The following is a 19,292-nucleotide window of genomic DNA, read 5'->3' as shown; positions in this document are numbered from 1 at the left end:
GCTGAAGCCTATCCCAGCTTCACCTCGATGACTTCCTTGTTATCCACAGATGCCTTGATGCCGGTGAGTTCCTTCACAGCACCAGCCTCGGGTTCGGTGATGCGGAGGTTGTAGTCACCTTCGGCGAAAACGTGCGGTTGCCATTCGGAGCGGTTCAGGCGGATGCTGTAGACGAGCTCGGTGGTGCGACCATCAATGACCTCCACGACGGCGCTTTCGCTGTCAGTGATCTTCAAAGTCGGCAGATGGGCTTTCGCCGCACGACCATACTGGTCGCGCTCCGTGGAGACGACAGGCCAGGTGTCAAACTGCGCGCCGCCAACGTTGTCAAAAGGCCAGCACTCACAGGTGATCGTGCGCTGCTTTTTGTTAAACCTCACCATGCCGAAGCCGGAGGCTTTGTCGGTCATGTTCTCCACGGTCGGGGTGCGCGGCTGATGTGAACCATTCTTCACGGCGAGCACATTCATCGGATGGCCGAAGTGGTCGATGAAGTCACCCGTGAGACCCTGGCCGGGCTTGAGCTTGTTCACCTTCTCGGTCGGTTCCCACCAGCGCGGGTAGCCCACATTCACCGCCGGTCCGGCGAAGGCCACGCCGGCATCACGCGGTTCATCGATGCCGTAGTGAACCACAGCAGGCAGATGCTGGTCTCCCGCGACGTGGAAGGCGTGAGCCTTGCGAATGATGCGCAGGGCGGCATTGCGCGCTTTCTGCGGCCAGCCGTTTTGATCGTAATCCATGCGCAGCACCTGGCGCTCGCCGCCATGCGTCGTGGCCATGCCGGTGAAGATGGTCTGGGAGATGACGGCCTTCATCTGCACGCCTCGCCAGTCACGCACCCACTTCTCCAGGAACTGCATTTGATTACCGCCGAGCAGCTCGAGACCTTCGATGTCCGAGAGCTTCGGATCCGCATCCGGATTGATCATGTGATCCGGGCGTTCATCGGTCGGCGGCACATTGCCCTCGGGCGCAGATTTGAACTGACGATCCGCCAGGATGGCAAAGCTGATGCCGCCATACGTCATCGCTCCATAATAGTTCGTGATGCCCTGTTTGCAGGGCTTCGAATCATAAGGGTCGGGATGATGCGAGGTCTGCGTACGATGCACCACATTCACCCATTCCGCCATCATCTGATAACCACCAGCCTCCTGGGTCGTCTTCTGTGCCTCACCGCCGACACCCCAGAGGTTTCCTTGATACACGTCATGATCATCCGGCAGGGAGACGCTTGGACGATCCTTGGTTAGGTCACGCCACGTCCAGCCGTGGAAGAACCACTTCCGCAGGTAGTCGAGGATGGCAGGCTCCAGCGGATCACGCTGCACGCCATACCCAGCGGTGCTTTCATAAAACTGATCCCCCACAAAGGCCATCAGGTCCGGATTCATCCTCGCCACGGCAGCGACATACGGCGCATTCGGAAACGCGGTATGAATATTGCACGAGACATCCGCCACGCTGAATCCATCGAGTGCCACAGGATCACGACGAATCTTGCCTTCCAGGTGATGCGTGGTCTTGCCTTCGCGGCTCTTGAGTACGTAGGTGAGCCTGTACTTGATGTCCTGGCTTGGGTCCCAGTCGCTGATACGGAAACTGGCGGTGCGTGCCTGCGCATGGATGAGCGCGGTGCTGATGACCTTCCAGGCATCTCCATCCTCCACTTCAAAGCGCACCTCACGTGTGTCCTCCGCACCCAGCGGTGGCATCTGCGCGGTCATCTTCATGACACCGTCACTCAGCGTGTAATGATTGAAAAGAAGCGGCCCGAAGCGATGCGATTCCTCTGCCACCACCTTGCTGCCGCTGATCTCCCAGTCGCTGAACCAGAAGAGGCCATTGCCCACGTTGGCGCCGGCATCGCCTTCCGCCGCGGCCTTTTTCTTCTTGTTGGCTCCGCCCTTCGCGCCTGCACGCGGCCCCTCGGGACCGAAGTTGCAGCCGACGGCGATATTGCCAATCAATTGATTAGGCCGCACATCGTCCTTCTCGAGCTCACCGAGCACCTTGTCATCCTTGGCATCATGCACAGTGAGCTTCAGCGCATACACAGCTCCTTTCGGCTCCACGCTGAGCTTCAGCTTCACACTCTCCGCCCCGCCCAGTTCAAGCTTGGACTGAGGCTGGCGCGCATCGCCAAAGAACAAGCCACCACCGGCGGTGAGGCCGACATCCCATCCGGAGCTGAAGGCGAGGTTGTTTCGATAGTCACGCAGTTCGGGATAGTCACGCAAGGTGCCGAGGATGCCGATCTTGAAACCCGCGCTGCCTTTGCCATCACCCGTGATCTTGCCACCACCGACCCGGCCGATGGTCACACTCATGCTCAGATCGCCTTTGCGATCCGCCAGCTCGCGTGTGAGCACGTGAATGTTGCGGTTCGGCTTCGCGGCGATGCACTCCGCACGGCCTTCGCGCACCTGCCAGTCTTGCAGCGGATTGGCCCAGAAGGATTCGCCGAGCCAGGTGCGGTCGAGATCATTCTGCCAGGTGCTTTTGAAGACAGGAGAGGCGGATTGAGCCTGCGCAGGCACAGTCAGCAGCGTGCTGGCGGCCAGGGCGGAGGATTCGGCAATGAACTGACGGCGGGTGGTGGGCATCATTTGCCATGGAACAGAGCACGCAGTCCCGCTCTTGCACCTGATCTCATGGCTTCTCAGGCTTCGGGCATGAGCTTGCTGGCCTTCAGCCACTCCACCGCTTCCTCGGAAGTGGTGATCACGCCATCGAGCTGCGCATCCTGCACCTTCGTCAGGACATCGCCCAGATGCTTTCCAGGCTGCCAGCCAAGCTCGATGAGATCACGGCCATTGAGCAGCGGCTTGGGAATCAAAGGCTGCTGGGAAAACTCCTCCGCCTTCGCCTTCATGAAGTCATAATTGTCCAGCAGACCGTTCGAGCCCAGGCAGTCGACACGATGCAGCGCGAGCTCGTCCGGCCATGTGGGACGCGCCATCATGCGCTTCAGCGTGCTCTTCTTCATCTTCTTCACGTCCTTGAAGGCCATGTGATGCTCCACCGCGACCTGCGTGGGCTCGATCACATCATTGGGAAACTTCAGGCGGCGCATGATGTCACCCGTCATGTCAGCGCCGAGCTTGTCGTGACCGTTGAAGCGGATGCGGCCTGTCTCATCCACCGTGAAGGTGGCAGGCTTGGCGATGTCATGCAGCAGCACGCTCATCACCAGCGGCAGCGAGACATGCTCCGGCAGCAGGCTGAGCATGAGACGTGTGTGGATGAAGACATCTCCCTCCGGATGCCACTGCGGCGGCTGCTCCACGCCTTTCAGCACCAGGATCTCCGGCAGCACCTGCTGCATCAAGCCGCTGTCCATGAGCAGATCAAAACCGCGCAGCCTGTTCGGATGCAGGAAGATCTTGATCAGCTCATCGCGGATGCGCTCTGCACTCACAGACTGGAGCAGCGGCGCGAACTCGCAGATGGCCTTCCAGGTTTCAGCTTCGATCTCAAAGCCGAGCACCGTGGCAAAGCGCACCGCGCGCAGCAGGCGCAGCTTGTCCTCATCAAAACGGCGCACCGGCTCGCCGATGGCACGCAGCACACGCTTCTCGAGGTCTGCAACACCACCGACATAATCAATGATGCGATCAGCAACCGGATCGCGGAACAGGCCGTTGATGGTGAAGTCGCGGCGCTGCGCATCTTCCTCCGCTGTGGAAAAAGTGACGCTCTCGGGACGACGTCCGTCTTTGTAACTGCCGTCCGTGCGGAAGGTGGCCACCTCCACATGCACGTCATGCAGCTTCACAATGACCACGCCAAAGTGCGCGCCCACCATCTGCGTGCAGGCAAAGAGCGCCTCCACCTGCTCCGGCGTGGCACTGGTAGCGACATCAAAGTCCTTGGGCTCGCGTCCCAGGAGATGATCCCGCACACAACCTCCCGCGAGCAGGGCCTCATGACCTGCGCGGCGGAGCTTCTGAATGATCTGGATGGCGGTTTCGAGCATGAGAAAAGAGATGGCGGCGTGGAGGCCAGAATTTTTAACCACTAATGGACACTAATTTACACGAATGACCAAACCATAGAAGGCTTCGTCATAAGTGCTTATCAGTGTCCATGAGTGGTAAAAAGGCTTTGTCTTCCGTCCAAGCATGAAAAGGCCGGGAAGGTGTGAACCCTCCCGGCCTTGTTGGATTCAAAAATGAGGACGCTTATTTGGCAGCGATGGCCTTCTCGATGGCGGCAGTGACAGCGGCATCGTCAGGAGTGGTCTTCGGCTCGAAGCGCTGGAGGGGCTTGCCGTCCTTGCCGATCAGGAACTTGCCGAAGTTCCACTTCACATCACCCGGGAAGGCACCTTCCTTGCCGGTCAGGGCGGTGTAGAGCTCATGGCGCTCCGGGCCTTTGACGTGCAACTTGTCAAACATGGGGAAGCTCACGTTGTACTTCTCGGTGCAGAAGATTTTGATCTCCTCGTTCGTGCCGGGCTCCTGCGCGCCGAAATCATTGCAGGGGAAACCAACGACGGTGAAACCCTGGTCCTTGTACTTCTCATGCAGCGCCTGGAGCTCCTTGTACTGCTTGGTCAGACCGCACTTGGAGGCCACGTTCACGACCAGCAGCACCTTGCCCTGATAAGCTTTGAGGGAGGTGTCTTTGCCGTCGATGTCCTTGAGAGGGATATCGAGCACGGACTTTTCAGCGGCGCTGGCGATGCCGGCGACCAGCAGGAGGGAAAGAAGGAACTTTTTCATGGATGTTTGAAGTGGGACGGAGGAGACGCTCCATGCGCCGCAAACTTTCAGTTCGTTGCCACGACAGAACTGGATTCACAGTTTCCAAGCAGTGTCGACTCTGGCAGGATGCTCACCACCATGACCAGCCTTGCTCCGACCCAGCGTTTCTCTGACCGTGTCGAAAACTACGTGCGGTTTCGACCTGGCTATCCCCAGGAGATTGTGACCTTGCTGAGGGAGAACTATGGCCTAACCGGCGATGCCGTGATCGCAGACCTGGGGTCAGGCACAGGCATTTCGACGGCCCTTTTCCTGGAGGCGGGCTGCACGGTGCATGCGGTGGAGCCGAACCGTGAGATGCGGGAGGCGGCGGAGAGGCTGCTCCATCATCATGCGAAGTTTCATAGTGTGGCAGGCAGTGCCGAGGCCACGACCTTGCCAGATCACTGCGCAGACTTCGTCGTCGCGGCGCAGGCGTTTCACTGGTTTGATGCCAAAGCCGTGCGCCAGGAGTGTGACCGCATCCTGAAGCCTGGCGGATGGGTGGTGCTGATCTGGAATGAGCGGCAGCTCGATGCCACGCCCTTTCTGCGCGCCTATGAGACGCTGCTGCTCCAGTTCAGCTCCGACTACGCCACGGTGCGGCATGAAAACATCGACACCACCAAGCTGGCGCAGTTTTTCAAAGGGCCGCATGTGACCCACACCTTTGCCAATGCCCAGCATTTCGATTTTGCGGGCCTGAAAGGGCGGCTGCTTTCCAGCTCCTATGCGCCTGCTGCAGGTGATCTCCGCCATGAGCCGATGCTCGCGGAGCTGCAGCAGATCTTTGATGATCACCATGAGGATGGTCGCGTAACCTTCAGTTATGACACGAAGGTGCATGTGGGGCATTGAGTAGCTCAATCTCTTCATTGAGAGATTCGATTTTCCATTTCCGCGCCACTCTGCCATGGTGAGATCATGGAAGTGCTCTTCATTCTCCTGGCGATCGGTTTCATCATCGCGCCGATCGCGGCGCTCGTCATCGCCCAGGACGCCAAGTCCAAGGTGCGCAGCCTGGAGACGCAGCTCAACCAACTGCGTGTGATGGTCACCAACCAGGCCGAGACGCTGCTGCGCCTTTCCAGCCCCAGCCGTACGAAGCCGGAGCGTGATGCATCGGTGTCCTCCGCACCGCAGACTTCATGGTCGCCACCCCAGGAGACAGCGGCCGCCAAGGCACCGGAGAAATCGATTGAGCCCGAGAAGCCTGCCGCGACCAACCTTGGTGAATTGATGGCTCAGGCCAGCGTGGACGCTGCCAAGCCTGCTGCTGCAGTGCCGCCGCCCCTGCCAGTTCCGGCGAAGTTCGAACTCGAGAAGTTTGCCCCACCTCCCACGCTGGCCCCCTCCAAGCCCGTGGCAACGCCACCACCTGCCCTGCCGAAGATCAATCTCGAGCAGTTCATGGGCGCCAAGATGTTCGCCTGGATCGGCGGACTGGCGATGTTCCTGGGCATCCTGTTCTTTGTGAAGCTCAGCTTCGAGCGTGGCTGGATCTCGCCCTCCATGCGCATCGTGATCGGTTACATCATTGGTTTGGCATTGATGGTCGTGGGCGTCTTCACCAGCCGGAGCAGGCTGCACGCCGTGCTCGGGCAGACACTCTGCGCCACGGGGATCGTGGTGGCCTATGGAGTCACCTTTGCCGCACATTCGCTGTATCATCTGGCACCGCTGAACAGCCCCACCGTGACCTTCTTGGTCATGTCCCTCATCACCGTCACCGTCACCGCCTTCATCCTGGCCGTGCGGATGAATGCCATGGTCGTGGCGGTGCTCGGCATGCTGGGTGGCTTCCTCACACCGCCGCTGTGCTCGACCGGGCAGGACCAGCCCTTTGCGCTCTTCAGCTACATCGCACTGCTGGACATCGGCGTGCTGGCGGTGGTCCGGCACAAGCGCTGGATGTATCTCACCCTCCTCGCCGCAGGCGGCACGCTGCTGATGCAGGCGGGATGGCTGATCAAGTTCTACAAAGCCTCTGGTTACGCTTATGGTTCGGCCACATGGGTGCCCATCGGCGTGTTCCTCTTCTTCGGCCTCATCTTCACCCTGGCTGTGGCCTGGATCCGGGAGCGCGATGATGAGCCCCATACCACGCCTGATGCCGCGCTGCTGGTCAGTGCGGGAGCGCTCATCACTGCGTTCTTCTTCCTCTCCTCCGAGAGCATCTCCATCCGCCCGCTGGTGCTGTACAGTTTTGTGCTGGGCATCAATGCGCTGGTGATGGGGATCTTCTGGCTAAAGCCGCGCGTGGCCTGGGCACATCCGATCGTTCTCGGTCTCACCTTCCTGCATCTCACGCTCTGGACGAGTGCGAACCTGACGCAGGAACTGCTCACCAAGACACTCGGTATCTACCTGGCCTTTGGAGTGCTGCATACAGCGTTTTCGGTGCTGTGGACACGTCGCGGTGAGAAGCTGGTGCTGCCTGCGGGCTGGTCGCCGCTCTTTGCGTTGGTGCTCATGATGCTGCCGGTGCTGACGCTGGAGACCGTGGGTCTCACGCTCTGGCCAGCGGTGCTGCTGGTGGATATTCTGGTCATCGTGCTCGCCGCCATCAGCCGCGCGGTGCTGCCGCTGCTGGCCTCGCTGGTGCTGACTTTGATCATGGCGGGCATCTGGCTTTTCCATCTGCCGGGAGGTCGTGATGCGGACATCGGTCCCTTCCTCATCATCGTGGGCGGCTTTGCCATGCTCTTCAGCGGTGTGGGCGCGTGGATGGAGCGGAAGATGCCGAAGACGGAGCATGTCTCGCTGGTGCCGGTGAGCTCGGCCGTGCTGCCCTTTGCCCTGCTGACGATGGCCACCCAGGTCATCCCGGTTCCAAATCCGTCCTCCATGTTCGGGCTGGCCTTGATCCTCGCGCTGTTCCTCCTCGGCATCGTGAAGGTCAGCGGGATCACGCAGCTCGCGCTGACGGCGCTGATGTGTGTAGGTGCCCTGGAGTGGGTCTGGCATGTGGGGCACTTCAGTGCGGAGAAGCCCACGCTGCCACTGCTGTGGTATCTGGGCTTCTATCTGCTGTTCGTTCTCTTCCCCTTTATCTTCCGCGCACAGTTTGCCGAGACCAAGCTGCCATGGATCACGTCAGCGGCCTCCGGCCTCGTCGCTTTTGGTTTGGTGTATCGCGTGGTGAAGCTGGCCTGGCCCAATGATTTCATGGGCCTGGTGCCCGCCGCCTTCATCCTCGCACCGGCGCTGGGGCTGGCCTACGTGATCAAGCAGCACAGCCGGGACAATCCGGCGCGCATGGACCAGCTCGCCTGGTTTGGCGGCGTGGCGCTGCTCTTCTTCACGCTGATTTTCCCGATCCAGTATGAGAAGCAGTGGATCACCCTCGGCTGGGCCCTGGAAGGCGCGGCGCTCTGCTGGCTCTTCCGTCGTGTGCCGCATCCGGGCCTGCGCGCCACCGGCACCGCGCTTCTCACCGCATCTTTCGTTAGGCTTTCTCTGAACCTGGAGACGCTGAGCTACCATGTGCGTGGTGAGACAATGATCCTGAACTGGCAGCTCTACACCTATAGCATCGCCGCGCTGGCGATGTTTGCCGCGGCCCGCTGGCTGCAGGCTCCGAATCATCGCTGGGGTGAGGTAAACCTGCGCGGCCTGTTTTGCACCTATGGCGGCATCCTCCTCTTCCTGCTGGTGAACATCGAGATCGCGGATGCCTTCACGGAACCCGGTAGCAGCGCACTGGTGTTCAAGTTCAGCGGCAACTTTGCCCGCGACATGAGCTACACCATCGCCTGGGCCTTGTTTGCGCTCATCCTCATCATCCTGGGTCTGTGGAAACGTGCCGCTCCGGCGCGCTATGCGGGCATCGGTCTGCTTGGCATCACCGTGCTGAAACTCTTCCTCCATGATCTGGCCCGCATCGACAGCGTGTATCGCATCGGCGCGTTGATCGTGGTCTCGCTGATCGCGCTGGCGGCGTCATTCTTGTATCAGCGGTTCCTCGGAGATGAGAAGGGTGAGTTGGCTGAAGAGAAGGCCCAGGGGCCGGAAGGCGAGGAAAAGTAGTCTTTCCTTTTCAGACCTCTGTGCCCCTTTATGCCTCCGTGGTAAACGCAATCGGCATCCCGCCCGCAAGTCTGATCACCTTTTCCTAACAAAAAGGTGAAACATAACGACTATTCCGGGATGCCTCAGCGTCGCAGCCCGGCTAGGCCGGGGCCAGCGTATAGATGTTCAGTGAATAGGGTCCTACAGCCACGGTGGCGGACGCTGGCTGGCCATCGCGGGGTTCAGAGACGGCCTCCACATCATGCACGGGGAAGTTACCCAGATCTTCACGGTAACCATTCCAGTCACTGTTAAACCGGGCGATCCACTTTCCAGCAGCAGGAGCGCCGATGTCATAACTCTCCAGACCCACCGCGGAGAAGTTCGCCACGATCAAAGTATGGTCATCCGGCCCGCCTTCCTTGTGGCGATGGAAAGCAATGACCTTTGCATCATTGTTCACGTGATGCACATACAAATGCTGGCCGGTGAGGCCCGCCGAAACTCCGTCCAGATTCCGGCGCAGTCTCACCAGGTCCCGGTAAAGCTTGCCCACGCCTGGAAACTTGCGCCGGTTGTCCCAGTCCAGCGCCTCAGTGTCCTGGAACCAGCCGTCCTCCAGGATCGTCTGACCCTGGAAAAGCATGGGAATACCTGGTGAGGTGAGAACGAGCCCGGCTCCCAGCGTGGAGCGCTTCAGCGCATACCATCCTTCAGGATCCGAAGGATCAATCTCAGAAGTCACACGCGCCTTGCCATTCGCCACCTCATCATGAGACTCGGTATACACCACACGCTTGAAGACATCCCCGCCAAAGCAGTGCAGCAAGGCATCGCGCACAGAGTTCATGTCCCGGTGCGCATCATCGGAGGCGATCACCGCCGCGCGGATCGGATGCACAAACCCGTCATCCCATTGCGAGCCGAAATTCGCTCCGCCCTGGTCTTCATGCAGGGTGATCGCCTCATTGCTGCGCAGATCTTCCGCGATGGTGATCTTGCCTGGAAAACGCTCCCCTACATCACGGTTGATCCACTGCGCCAGCGTCCAGCCTTCGTGGATGTCGTCGCCATTGCCTGAGATGCTGCGGATGTACAGCGTCATGTCATAGCGCAGACCATCACAGCGAAATTCGCCCAGCCACATCATGGCATTGTCATGAATGAAGGCACGCACCTCGCCCCGGCCATAGTCGGGACGCGTGTCACCCCAGGGCGTGGACGAGCGCTCGTCATTGTAAAAATAAATGCCACCCTTGTCGTTCTCGCTCCAGCCATCAAAACGCCAGAGGTCCAGGTCAGAGGGGCCGAAGTGATTGTAGACCACGTCCAGAATCACCGCGATCCCCAGGGCGTGGGCTGCCTTCACGAAACGCTTGAATCCGTCCGGGCCGCCGTAGGCCGTCTCCACCGAAAAAATGTGCGCCGGGTTGTAGCCCCAGGAGAGATCCCCGGCAAACTCAGCGATGGGCATCACCTCCACCGCGTTGATGCCTAGAGCCTTCAGGTATCGCAGGCGTTTGATGGCGTCGTCAAAGGAGCCCGGCTTGCCTTCCTCGCTCCGCGCAAATGTGCCGATGTGCAGCTCATAAATCACCAGCTCATTCCAGGGCGGCATCTGAAACTCATCTCCTGACCAGTCGAACTCATCACGGTAGATCACCCCGTTGCCCACCGAGTTCGTCACCTCACGGGCATAGGGATCGATCCGACTCAAAGTTTGTTCGCCGTTTTTGATCTCAAAGCGGTATTCATCCCCAGGTTTGGCCTCGCTGATCTCGCCATACCAGTTGCCATTGCCCTCGGACTTCAGCGCGTGCTTGGATCCATCAAAGCTGTTGAACGAACCGATCACACTCACCGCCTCCGCGTGTGGAGCCCATACTCGGAAGGCAGATCCTTTGGGGAGAGGCAGTGCGCCCATGCCACCAGCGGCGGGCTTGGGAGAGGCGGGGGGAGATTTCTTGGAGGGCATGAGGCAGCGGTAAGATAAGGTGGATGTGTGAGTTGCAGAGAAGATCTCTTCCCTGCGTCTCGTGAGTTTCGCGCTGAACTTCGTTTCCACGGCTGAAAGCGGATGCCCTCAAAGGGCCGATTCTTGAGGCAATTCCAGACGCATGATCTGAGGCTTCACGATATGTTCATGGCAATGAAAAGCCCGTTATCGCGGGCGAGCGATAACGGGCTTGGAGAAGGACGCGAGATGTCGTCCTAAAACGCATTATTTGTTCGTCACGTCTTCGACCGCGTCGCGGATGCCCTCACCAGGCCGTTGATCCAGAGCGTCGTCGATTTTGTTCCCAATTTTCTCGCCAGGACCCTTTTCCCGGCAACTTGGAAGGGACACGGCGGTGAACAGTGCAAATGAGAGAATGAGGAGAGATTTCATAGAGGTTGATGAGGTGGGTTAATCGGGGCTGAGCTTGGTTACGATTTTCCCTTCGCATCATGAACCCTTTCTGGATGTGTCGTACTATTGAGGCTGCCAGACATGACCAGCTGTGCGTGTATGCCTGCCGCTCCGGGGCTCGCCAGTTTGACCGCCTCGTCGCTTTGCTATCGTTGGAAGACGACCCGAACGATTAGCCTGCCTTCACCGCTCTAGCTCCAGACATAGATGGTGAATGTGACTTCATTTCAGTTAGACTTCCGTGTCCACAGCTCATCACATGGGATGTGATGGCTGCTATCAGCCGCCTTGAACGGGGGGCATGAGGGCGACTTCACAGCCTTCATGAAGCAGCCCATCACGCTTCACGTAGGCGCAGTCGATGGCGAGGAGCAGACTGGTGTCCCAGGCGCGGAGCTTGGGCCAGCGGGTGTAGAGTTCCTCGAGCAGGACGGAGACCGCGGCACCTGGAGGGCAGGTCCACTCGAGCTCGGCGGCGCCGGTGATGTCCCGCAGGACGGAAAAGAAAAGCACGCGCACCTTCATGATCAGGGTCTCAGAATGCCGATGCAGGGCAGGTTGCGGAAGCGGCCCTGGTAGTCCATGCCGTAGCCCACGACGAACTCGTCAGCGATCTCGAATCCGCAATAGTCGAGCTGGCAGTCCTGGGTGCGCTGGCGCTTTTTGTTCAAGAGCACGCCGGTGCGCAATGAGGCGGGCTTCTCGGCCTGCAGGCGCTGATGAAGGGCAGCAAGGGTGAGGCCGGTATCGAGGATGTCATCCAGCAGGAGGATGTCCTGGTCCGCCAAGGTCACGCCAGTGGGCCACTGCAGTTTCACCTGGCCGGTGGAGTGTGTGCCGCCGTGGTAGCTGCTGGCGCCGAGGGTGACGAGACGGATCGGCAGATCAATCTGCCGCAGGAGGTCTGCGACGAAGAACAAGGCGCCGTCCATGAGCGCCACGACGGTGATCAGCTTGCCTGCGTAATCGCGCTCGATCTGCGCCGCCATGGACGAGATGCGGGCGCGGATGTCCTCCGCGCTGAGCAGCACGCGGTCGAGGTCGCTTAAAACTCCAGTGAGGGCATTCATGGCTTGATTCAGGCACATGAAGGCGCAAACCCGGGATTGCCGCAATGCCCTGGCTCGCGTTTCTTCAGGCAGAACCATGATGGATTTTCCGCCCCACACGCTCCGCGACCTCCGGGTCAGCTACGATCTCGACAGCCTGACCGAGGAAAAGCTGCCTGCGGACCCCTTTGAGCTCTTCAATGCCTGGATGCAGGACGCGCTGGCCCATCAGCTGCCGGAGCCGAATGCCATGCAACTGGCCACGATCGGCCTGGATGGCTCCCCTAGCGCGCGCACCGTGCTGCTGAAGGGGCTGGATGCGCAGGGTTTCCACTTCTTCACGAACTATGACAGCCGGAAGGGGCATGAGATCAGCGCGGATCCACGTGGCTGTGCCGTGTTTCTCTGGGTGCAAAGGCATCATCAGGTCACGGTGCGTGGCCGGATCGAAAAACTGCCGCGCGCGGAGGCGGAGAGCTATTTTGCGTCTCGTCCGCGTGGGAACCAGCTCGGGGCCTGGGTGTCTGAACAGAGCCGGGTCATTCCGGGTCGTGAATGGCTGGAAGCCCGCCGCGCGGAACTCGAAGCACGCTTTGGTGAAGGTGAGATCCCCTGCCCTCCCGACTGGGGTGGCTACACACTGATGCCGCGTGAGATCGAGTTCTGGCAGGGACGCACCAGCCGTTTACACGATCGCCTTCGCTATGTCCGCGAAGGCGATGGGTGGAAGATCGAAAGATTGAGCCCGTGAGGCCCCGTCAGGACTTGGTCGCGGCAGCAGCCTCAGGCTTGGCGTGGGGATTGCCGCCTTTCGCGTGAGGGCTGCCACCTTTGGAGTGAGGATGACCACCAGCGGCGGCTTCCTTGGAGGCAGGCTCCTCGGGGAGAGGCTTCGAATCCACGGCCGGCAGATCAATCACTTCCGGCGTGGACTTCTTGCCTTCGCGGTTCTCACCGCCGAGGGCGATGAGCTTGCCCGCGCCACCGCTGACGAGGCGATGGAAGTAGCGAGGCTGCTGCAACTTCACGATGGGCACCCACACATCCTTGCGCAGCTCGACCAGCGTGCCTGCGGCCCCGCTGCCAAAGAGGCGGCCCTCGTGAGCGACAGCGGCGAAACCAAAACCGCCGAGCTTGGCCTTGGGCAGCTCAGGACCATCACTCCACTTGCCAGTGGTGGTATCCAGCACGGACACTACGTTCGTGATGCTCTCATCACTGTCCATGCCGCCGATGGCGTAAAGTTTGTTACCCAGGCCATACACGGCCAGCGCGCGGCGCTCGAAGGGCTGCTCGTGGGACTCCCAGTTGGCGTCAGTCTTGGAGAGATCCAGTGTGAGGTAGGTCTTGTGCCACTTGGTGTCAGAACCACCGAGAAGAGCCCAACCACCAATGACGTACAGTGTGTCACCAATGACGATGCTGTCATGGCTGGAGCGGCGCTCAGGGAGCTTTGGCAGAGGATGCCACGTCTTGTCGGCCGCATCATAGCGGGCGGCGGTCTCACTGGACCAGAGATCCTGTTTTTCACCCTTGGCATTCTTTGCGGCCATGCCGCCGACACGGATCACGCCTTTGTCCGTGGCCAGGAGAGAGGCTCCCTGCGCAGGCTCATCCTTGGCCAGGGCTTCCCATTCCTTCAGACCGCTCTGCCAGTGGTAGAAGTCACCATGCACTTCATCACGGTTGTACTTATGACGCACACCGCTGTGACCTCCGTAGATATAGACACTGCCGGATTCAGTGGCTGCGGCTCCGAAACTGGCGACAGGCAGCGGAAGGTCCGGAGGAGCATCGGCAAGCGCGATGACAGTCAGCGAGCCGAGGAGGAGGGCGATGAGACGTTTCATGGGGGACAGTAAAGGAGACGGCAATAATACGTCTGCTGGCGGCCGTTTGCGCTGAACTGTCGTCATCGTGACATCTGCTCGATTCGATTCAAGAAGTCAGCGCAACGGGCTTTGCTGCCATCGATGAGATGCAATGCTTTGGAAGACAATCATCGGTAATGACGAGCTGCCGATGTTGTTTCATCGACACCCGGCACCTCTGACAAAACCATTACACATCGTTGGTTTGCGAATTTTTGTCGGTCAAATGACCTTCTGATTCCGGGCCGCTATTTCACCGTCAATTCACATCAAACGGCCCGCAGCGACAGGGGGCGCGCTTGGCGAAGTAGCGTGCCCATGAAATATCGACGTTTCGCTCCCCTCGTCGCTCTACTACTCGCTGCGGCGGGTGGTTTAAGCGCCTCTGCAGCCACCTTCACTCTAGATCAACAAACCAACGTGGTGGCACCCAGCACACGCGGCGGAGCCAACACGACTTATTTCGGCTGGGATAACTTCAACGATGCAGGCAACCGCGCCGTGCCGATCGATGACAGCACTCCTGACATGGGAGACACCGCGATCCTTGGCGTGAACGTCAAGACGCTGAACAACGAGGACCACGTCCTCGACAGCGGCAACATCTATATCAGCGCCGCAGATCACACGCTTTATGAGCAGGTTACCGTGGCGACGAACATCCCAGTCGGAACACCTGTCTCCGGCAACGGCTCCGGCAACACGACGGTGATCGCCCAGTTTCTCACCGCATTCGGTCCCTTTCCTGGCAACATCTCCGTGAGCTCCATCAATGGCGTGCTGCCCACGGTCATCCGTGGCACGAACGCCGCCGGCGCCGAGCAGGTGTTTGCCAAATGGGTGGTCCCAGGCAATGCGCCCAGCTACGTCTTCACCATCAACGGTAATCCAAACGTGGCGAACTACAGCATCACCCGCATCGTGATCGACACGCATTGGGATGCCGCCCTGCCGCAGCCTGACATCGTGATCGCTGCGTCGCAACCCACCTTCAAGATCGACCAGGTTGCGGGCATCATCGCTCCGACGACACGTGGCGCTGCCAACACCACTTGGTTTGGCTGGGACACCTTCTGCGATCCAGGCTTCGACAATGTGCCGATCAATGACAGCACACCGGACATCGGCACCACGACCACGGGCGTGAGCTTTGTCACCACGAACGCGCAGGACCACATCAGCAGCACGCGCAATCTGTATGTGGCCGCCGGCACGCTGGCGGAAGAAGTCACCGTCGTCACCAGCGGTGTCCCTCATGCCACCGAAGGTTTCACCACCATCATCGCCCAGGCAGTCACCGCGTTTGGCGGCTTCCCGAGCAGCAGCCTGAGCTTCGGCAGCATCGAAGGAATCGCCCCGCAGGTCGTTGTGGCCAACAACATCAACGGCAGCGGCCAAGCCTGGGCCAAATGGAAGATCCCTGGCAACAAGGCCAGCTACACCTTCACGGTGACCGGCCCGGCCAACCAGAGTGGTTGGAGCTTTGACAAGTTCGTGGTCGACACACATTTCAGCCCGACTGCCTATCAGCCTGACACCATCACCACAGGCAACCCTGCGCTGAACGTTGTCCTGGAACAGGTGATTGACGTGCTGGCTCCCAGCTCCCGTGGTAATATCAACACCACTCATTTTGGCTGGGAAGTCTTCTCGAATCCTGCGGCCAACGCCGTGGATCCGATCAACGACACGACTCCTGACATTGGCAACACCGCCATCGCAGGTGTCAGCATCATCGGCCAGACGGCTGAAGACCATCTCGCCAGCTCAAACAACGTGTATGTCGGCACCGCAGGCCAGAAGCTGAACGAACGCGTGACCGTGGTGACGAACGCCCCTCCCGGCACTCCAGCCAGCGGCACCGGCAGCGGCTCCACCACCATCATCGCTCAGGCGGTGGCTCAGGCAGGTGCCATCCGCACCCCGATCTACTTCAGCTCCATCAACGGCATCGCCCCGACCTACATCACCGCCACGAATGCCGCTGGCAAAGGCCAGATCTGGGCGCTCTGGAACATCCCTGGCAATCCCTCCAGCAGCTACACCTTTGACATCACCTCGGACACCGTCACGGGTCCTGCGGTCAGCATCAGCATCGACCGTCTCGTGGTGGACACCGTCTGGCGTCCTGCCGGCGCGCAGCCTGACAAGGTTATCGTCACCACGCCTCCCCTCGCCTCGGCACTGGGCAGCGTCGCAGGTGTGATCAAGCCAAGCACTCGCGGCAATGTCAGGACGACCCACTTCGGTTGGGAAACCTTCAATGACATCGGCAACCGCACCTTCATGACGTCTGTCATCGACGACAGCACGCCTGACGTCGGCTACACCACCACCGCTGGTGCCCGCTTCCGCACCACGAATGGCCAGGGTCATACCAACGGTAACCTCTACTTCATCGGCGGCACCCTGGCCGAAGAAATCACCGTTCCTACCACTGGTACGGTTCATGCCACCAATGGTTTTACCTCGATCATTCTCCAGATTTCCTCCGCCGCTGCTCCTCCCATCGAAGGCGCCAACAGCGCCTTCGCCGACGTCATCACCGCGACCATTGACGGAGTTCCTCCGACCTCGGTTGTACAGGGCGTGAACAGCACCTCCACAGGCCAGTACTGGGCCAAGTGGAACATTCCTGGCAACAAAGCCACCTACACGATCGTCATCTCCGGCCCGAGTGGCCAGGCCCACTACAGCTTTGACCGCGTCACGGTGGACACCGCCTTCAGTGCCACCGCCTTCCAGGGTGACAGCATGGCTGAGCTTCCAGTCAGCATCTCCTCCACCTCGCCTCTGGCCGTGGGTGGTCTCAACGCTGCTTATTCCGTTCAGATCGCTGCGGCGGGCGGCACCGCTCCTCTCGCCTTCACGGTCTCCACGGGCACTCTGCCTGCCGGTCTGACCCTGAGCACCACCGGTCTCCTCAGCGGCACGCCGACTGCTCTCGGAACCTCGAACTTCACGGTTCTGGTCACGGATTCGAACGGCCTCACTGCCAGCAAGGCCTTTGCCACCACGATCACCACCACACCTTCCATCACCACGGATTCACCGCTGCTGACGAGCCTCGTGAAGGTTCCCTTCGCTGCCACTCAGTTCGCAGCCACGGCAGGCACCGCTCCTTACTCCTGGACCGTCAGTGCGGGCACCTTGCCAGCCGGCCTGACCCTGAGCGCCACAGGTGAACTCACCGGGACCCCGACCGCCACGGCCAGCAGCACCTTCACCGTGCAGGTCACCGATGCGAACAGCCTCACCGCTAACAAAGAGTTCAGCGTACTGATCACCGCCAGCCCGACGATCACCACTATCTCACCGCTGCCACTCGGCATCGTTGGTTCGGCCTACACCACCACCCTGGCGACTGAAAACGGCACCGCTCCCTTCACCTGGAGCCTTACCGCTGGCACTCTGCCTGCGGGTCTGAGCCTCAGCGCCGCTGGTGTCCTTGACGGCACTCCGACGACCGCTGGGAACAGCACCTTCACCGTTCTGGTCACGGATGCGAACAGCTTCACCGCCACGAAGGAATTCAGCCTCACTGTTCAGAATCTTGCCATCACCGGCAACGTGACGGTTCTCCCGGGCGCGGTCAGAGGTTTCCCCTACTCGTATAGCTTCACCGGCAGCGGTGGTATTGGCGACAGCACCTGGAGCCTTGTGGGCGCTCTGCCCGCCGGCCTGAGCTTTACCGCAGGCACGGCCACCATCAGCGGCACACCTTCAGCCACGGCTGCTGAAGGCAGCACCAGCCTCACCATTGAGCTCACGGACTCGACCAACTTCAAGATCACCAAGGCGGTCCAGCTTCCCGTGTTCGCCAAGCTTCAGAAGCCTGTCGTCAACCCTGTCAGCCCGCTCGTCACCACCATCGGCACCGAGATCACTCCGGTTGTCCTCACGGCCACCAACTATCCGAGCGCCTTCACGGTCACGGGTCTGCCCAAGGGTCTGACCGTCAAGGTCAACACAGACAAGGTGACCAAGATCACCACAGCCACCATCAGCGGACGGACTGCCGCCACCGGCATCTTCAATGCCCAGGTGGTCGCGAAAAACAGCGGCGGCACCAGCAGCACCGTCATCGCCCGGATCACGGTGAAGGCGGTCTCCGGTGATCTGATCGGCACCTATGCCGGCATCATCTCCCGTGACACCACGGCCAACACCAAGCTGGGCAGCAAGCTCTCTCTCACCACCACGACTCTGGGCACCTTCTCCCTGAAGCTCACCACGGGTGCGAAGACCACCACGACCACGGGCTTCCTGGCTGCCACAGCTCCTCATGTCAGCATCCCGAACTTCGCGGGTGGTGCCCTGAACCTCACCCTGGGCAGCGAACTGCTCACCGGCACTCACGGTGCTGCGGAAGCCAATGGCTGGCGCTCCACCTGGAATGCCCTGAGCAATCCCGCCAGCACGCGTGAAGGCTACTACAGCATCGCCATCGACCCGACGGGCGAGCCCAATGACGCCATCCCTCAGGGCAGCGGCTTTGCCACCTTCACGGTGAGCAGCGCGGGTGTGGTCACCCTCGCCGGACTGACGGCGGATGGTCAGAAGATCACCAGCAGTGATGTGCTGGGACCCGACGGCCAGTTCGGCATCTATACCTCTCTGTATGCCGCCAAGGGTTCCATCTTCGGCGAACTGCTGCTCAATGAAGATGAGTATGGTGAGTTCTTCGGCAACACAGTCGAGGGCACGCTGAACTGGGACAAGGCTGCCACCACGGGCAAGGTCTATGCAGCTGCATTCGCCGCGCCTCTGATCCTGACCGCGGAAGGCAACTACCTCGCCGCCTCGGCGAAGGAAGCGGCCATCCTCGGCCTGCCAAGCACGCAGGTGACGAACCAGCTGGTCTTCCTCAATGGTGGCATCTCCAGCTTTGCCGCCACCCAGCCTAACTTCTCCTTCACGTTCTCGGACGACAACAAGGTGATCGCTGGCGCAAACAACCCCGGCAAGGTCACGCTGAGCATCAATGCAGTCACCGGCGCGGTGAGCGGCAAGTTCACTCTCACGGAAGCCACCGCGGCAAACACCCGCAAGGATGTGCCCTTCGTGGGCCAGATCGTCCGCCTCACGGACGGCAGCACCAAGGCCGTGGGTTACTTCCTCCTGCCACAGCTCGCACCTAGCACCGCGACGCTGTCCGGCGGCATCGAGATCCGCCACTCCATCGCGCACTAACCAACTC

Annotated in this window: 12 protein-coding genes; 4 read left to right on the top strand and 8 right to left on the bottom strand. The window is 60.4% G+C overall.

What is annotated here, in order from left to right; translation table 11 throughout:
• Positions 1–8: 8 nt before the first annotated feature.
• From BGE01nite_RS05650 to BGE01nite_RS05640, 3 genes are all read right to left on the bottom strand, one after another.
• Complete coding sequence (locus BGE01nite_RS05650; RefSeq protein WP_146849317.1) at positions 9–2,612, bottom strand: alkaline phosphatase D family protein; 2,604 nt, start codon at positions 2,610–2,612, stop codon at positions 9–11.
• Positions 2,613–2,665: 53 nt separating this feature from the next.
• The gene (locus BGE01nite_RS05645; protein WP_146849316.1) at positions 2,666–3,982 is read right to left on the bottom strand and encodes a CCA tRNA nucleotidyltransferase; all 1,317 of its coding nucleotides are present in this window, start codon (positions 3,980–3,982) and stop codon (positions 2,666–2,668) included.
• 205 nt (positions 3,983–4,187) lie between these two features.
• A complete protein-coding gene (locus tag BGE01nite_RS05640; protein WP_146849314.1) occupies positions 4,188–4,730 on the bottom strand; it encodes a glutathione peroxidase in 543 nt (180 codons plus the stop codon).
• A 120-nt stretch (positions 4,731–4,850) separates the two neighbouring features.
• On the opposite strand from BGE01nite_RS05640, the gene BGE01nite_RS05635 reads away from it, so the two are divergent.
• The gene (locus BGE01nite_RS05635; RefSeq protein WP_146849313.1) at positions 4,851–5,609 is read left to right on the top strand and encodes a class I SAM-dependent methyltransferase; all 759 of its coding nucleotides are present in this window, start codon (positions 4,851–4,853) and stop codon (positions 5,607–5,609) included.
• A gap of 66 nt (positions 5,610–5,675) precedes the next feature.
• Positions 5,676–8,780, top strand: a complete 3,105-nt coding sequence (locus tag BGE01nite_RS05630; protein WP_146849311.1) for a DUF2339 domain-containing protein — start codon at positions 5,676–5,678, stop codon at positions 8,778–8,780.
• A 142-nt stretch (positions 8,781–8,922) separates the two neighbouring features.
• On the opposite strand, the gene BGE01nite_RS05625 is transcribed toward BGE01nite_RS05630, so the two are convergent.
• The 4 genes from BGE01nite_RS05625 to hpt all read right to left on the bottom strand — a co-directional run bounded on the left by BGE01nite_RS05625 (position 8,923) and on the right by hpt (position 12,242).
• Positions 8,923–10,737 (bottom strand): alpha-amylase family glycosyl hydrolase, encoded by a 1,815-nt coding sequence (locus tag BGE01nite_RS05625; protein ID WP_218032910.1) that lies wholly within the window; start codon positions 10,735–10,737, stop codon positions 8,923–8,925.
• A gap of 246 nt (positions 10,738–10,983) precedes the next feature.
• Positions 10,984–11,151: a hypothetical protein gene (locus BGE01nite_RS28900; RefSeq protein ID WP_170266618.1), complete on the bottom strand. Its 168-nt coding sequence runs from the start codon at positions 11,149–11,151 to the stop codon at positions 10,984–10,986.
• A gap of 300 nt (positions 11,152–11,451) precedes the next feature.
• Entirely contained in the window at positions 11,452–11,685 is a 234-nt protein-coding gene (locus BGE01nite_RS05620) for a MoaD/ThiS family protein (RefSeq protein WP_170266617.1), read from the bottom strand.
• Positions 11,686–11,699: 14 nt separating this feature from the next.
• Positions 11,700–12,242, bottom strand: coding sequence for a hypoxanthine phosphoribosyltransferase (gene hpt / locus BGE01nite_RS05615; protein ID WP_170266616.1), 543 nt, complete (start codon positions 12,240–12,242; stop codon positions 11,700–11,702).
• A gap of 79 nt (positions 12,243–12,321) precedes the next feature.
• On the opposite strand from hpt, the gene pdxH reads away from it, so the two are divergent.
• Positions 12,322–12,972, top strand: coding sequence for a pyridoxamine 5'-phosphate oxidase (gene pdxH / locus BGE01nite_RS05610; RefSeq protein ID WP_146849329.1), 651 nt, complete (start codon positions 12,322–12,324; stop codon positions 12,970–12,972).
• Positions 12,973–12,979: 7 nt separating this feature from the next.
• Here pdxH and BGE01nite_RS05605 read toward each other — a convergent pair whose 3' ends face one another.
• On the bottom strand, positions 12,980–14,071 hold the full coding sequence (locus tag BGE01nite_RS05605) for a Kelch repeat-containing protein (protein ID WP_170266615.1): 1,092 nt from the start codon (positions 14,069–14,071) through the stop codon (positions 12,980–12,982).
• Between the two features lie 339 nt (positions 14,072–14,410).
• On the opposite strand from BGE01nite_RS05605, the gene BGE01nite_RS05600 reads away from it, so the two are divergent.
• Complete coding sequence (locus BGE01nite_RS05600; RefSeq protein WP_146849305.1) at positions 14,411–19,285, top strand: beta strand repeat-containing protein; 4,875 nt, start codon at positions 14,411–14,413, stop codon at positions 19,283–19,285.
• The last annotated feature ends 7 nt before the right edge of the window (positions 19,286–19,292 follow it).

Source organism: Prosthecobacter gellanilyticus (genome assembly GCF_007992435.1).
Taxonomy (GTDB): domain Bacteria; phylum Verrucomicrobiota; class Verrucomicrobiia; order Verrucomicrobiales; family Verrucomicrobiaceae; genus Prosthecobacter; species Prosthecobacter gellanilyticus.
This window is presented reverse-complemented; position numbering and strand designations above follow the sequence as displayed.